This window comes from Microbacterium sp., assembly GCF_031178525.1.
In the GTDB taxonomy this organism is placed as follows: Bacteria; Actinomycetota; Actinomycetes; order Actinomycetales; family Microbacteriaceae; genus Microbacterium.
On sequence record NZ_JAPSJA010000386.1, the window covers coordinates 1 to 1815 of the forward strand.

At 73.8% G+C, this 1815-nt stretch carries 3 protein-coding genes; 1 reads left to right on the plus strand and 2 read right to left on the minus strand.

Annotated features, from left to right (window positions below):
• A partial coding sequence (locus RIF89_RS14675) for a GAF domain-containing protein (RefSeq protein ID WP_309069810.1) occupies positions 1-421 on the minus strand: 421 nt, incomplete at its 3' end.
• Positions 422-664: 243 nt separating this feature from the next.
• On the opposite strand from RIF89_RS14675, the gene RIF89_RS14680 reads away from it, so the two are divergent.
• Positions 665-1429 carry a universal stress protein gene (locus RIF89_RS14680; RefSeq protein WP_309069811.1) on the plus strand — a complete coding sequence of 255 codons (765 nt, stop codon included), beginning with the start codon at positions 665-667 and terminating at the stop codon, positions 1427-1429.
• A gap of 33 nt (positions 1430-1462) precedes the next feature.
• Here the strand turns inward: RIF89_RS14680 and RIF89_RS14685 are convergent.
• Positions 1463-1815: hypothetical protein (locus RIF89_RS14685; protein WP_309069812.1), on the minus strand; the 353-nt coding region annotated here is incomplete at its 5' end.

The following is a 1815-nucleotide window of genomic DNA, read 5'->3' on the forward strand; positions in this document are numbered from 1 at the left end:
ACAGCCTCGCGTTCTCGAGCGCTATGCCCGCGATCGCCGCGAGAGCGGTCATCAGCTCCTCGTCGTCCCGCGTGAAGGGTCCGTCGTCGCGGCCGGACAGGTACAGCGCGCCGTACGCGTCGCTGCGGGTCCGGATCGGCACGGCGAGGAAAGTCGTGCCCTGGCCGTCCTCGACCGCGAGCCCGATCTGGCGGGGGTCGTGCTCGATGCGCTGGACGCGTACGGCACCGCCCGCGTTCAGCGCATCGCCCAGGGGATTCGGGGTGTCGGAGGCGCCTTGCTCGGGATCGCGCGCGTGGACGATCCGCTCGACCGCGCCGTGTGCGTCGAACGCCGCGATCGCGCCGCTCCGTGCACGGACGAGACCGACCGCCGCCTCCACGATGCGCCGCAGCACGTCGTCGACGTCGAGGGACTCCACGACGGAACGGAAAGCGTCGAGGAGGGCGCGCAGCCGGCTCTCCGTGGTCGGCGGCCGCTGCGAGTGATCGGGCCGCTGCCCGACGGCGCGCGCGCGTTCCGAGCGCGGCTCGTCCGCCAAGTCCCCTCTCACGCTCACGTGCCCCCTCCTGCGCGCGAAATCTCCTCGCCGAGAGTACGACGAAGCGGCGGGACCTTCGACCCTATTGACAGCGAGCCGGCCGGTCGATGCTGGACGCAGGACATGAACAACCACGCGCTCCCCCCGCGCCGCATCGTGGGCGTCGACGGCTCCGCCCAGAGCCGCGCCGCCCTCCTCTGGGCGGCAACCCGATCCGCCGCAGACGGTGTGGTCCTCGTCCTCGCGCATGTCGCGGAACCCCAGGACGAGAGCGGCGGTGGCGAGACCCTGCTCGCCGCCGCCGCTCATTCCCTTCTCTCCCGGCATCCGCAGCTCGGGATCGAGCGCTTGCTGCTGGATGGCCCGGTGTGGCGTGGGCTGGCGGAGTCCGCCCGCCCGGACGACCTGCTCGTGATCGGCACGGGTTCCTCCGGTTACGCACCGCGCCGGGTCATCGGATCGCTCGGAGTGCAGCTCGCCATCGCCGCGTCGTGTGCGGTCGCGCTGATCCCCGACGTGGATCTGCGCTTCCGGCGCGGGGTGGTGGCGGGCATCGGCCGTGCGGAGAGCGCCGAGACGATCGCCGCCGCGATCGCGGCGCACGCGCCAGGGCGCCCCATCACCCTCGTGCACGCGGACCCGTCCGGACGCTGCGAGGAGGCGCTCGCCGCCGCCGAACGGGCGCTCGGCCCGGAGGCCCCCGTGCGCCGTCGTCTGCTGTCGGGCCCCGCCGCCGACGCGCTGCTGGACGCCGCGCTCGACAAGGAGCTGCTCGTGCTGGGCCCCGGCGCCGACGGGGCCGACCGCCCCCCGATCGGCGCGGTCACGCACGCCGTGCTGATGAATGCGACCGCGCCGATCCTGCTCACGCGCTCCTCGGTGGGCTGAGCCGCGGACGCTCCCGTTCGGCGGCCTTCTTCGTCAGCCTTCTTCGTCAGCCGCCGTCTGCCCGCGGAGCAGCGCATCCGACGTCTCGCGGAAGAACTCGGCAAGCGCGCCGCCGGCGGCCAGTTGCTCCTCGACGAAGTGCGTGCGCGTGGCGGGCACGTCGTCGAGTCCCTGCTTCGCGCGCCACTCCTCGTACAGCGGACCCGCGGCGACGAGGTGGGGCTCCAGCGCGAGCGCGTGCCGCATGCCCACCGGTTCGGCGCCCGAGACGCCCAGCGCGTGAAGCAGCTCTCCCGTGCGGGCGAGCGTCTCGGGGTCGCGAGCGTCGTGCGCAGCGAGGTATTCGTTCGCGGCGCGGACGACCGGTGCCTGCGCCTGAGCGGGAG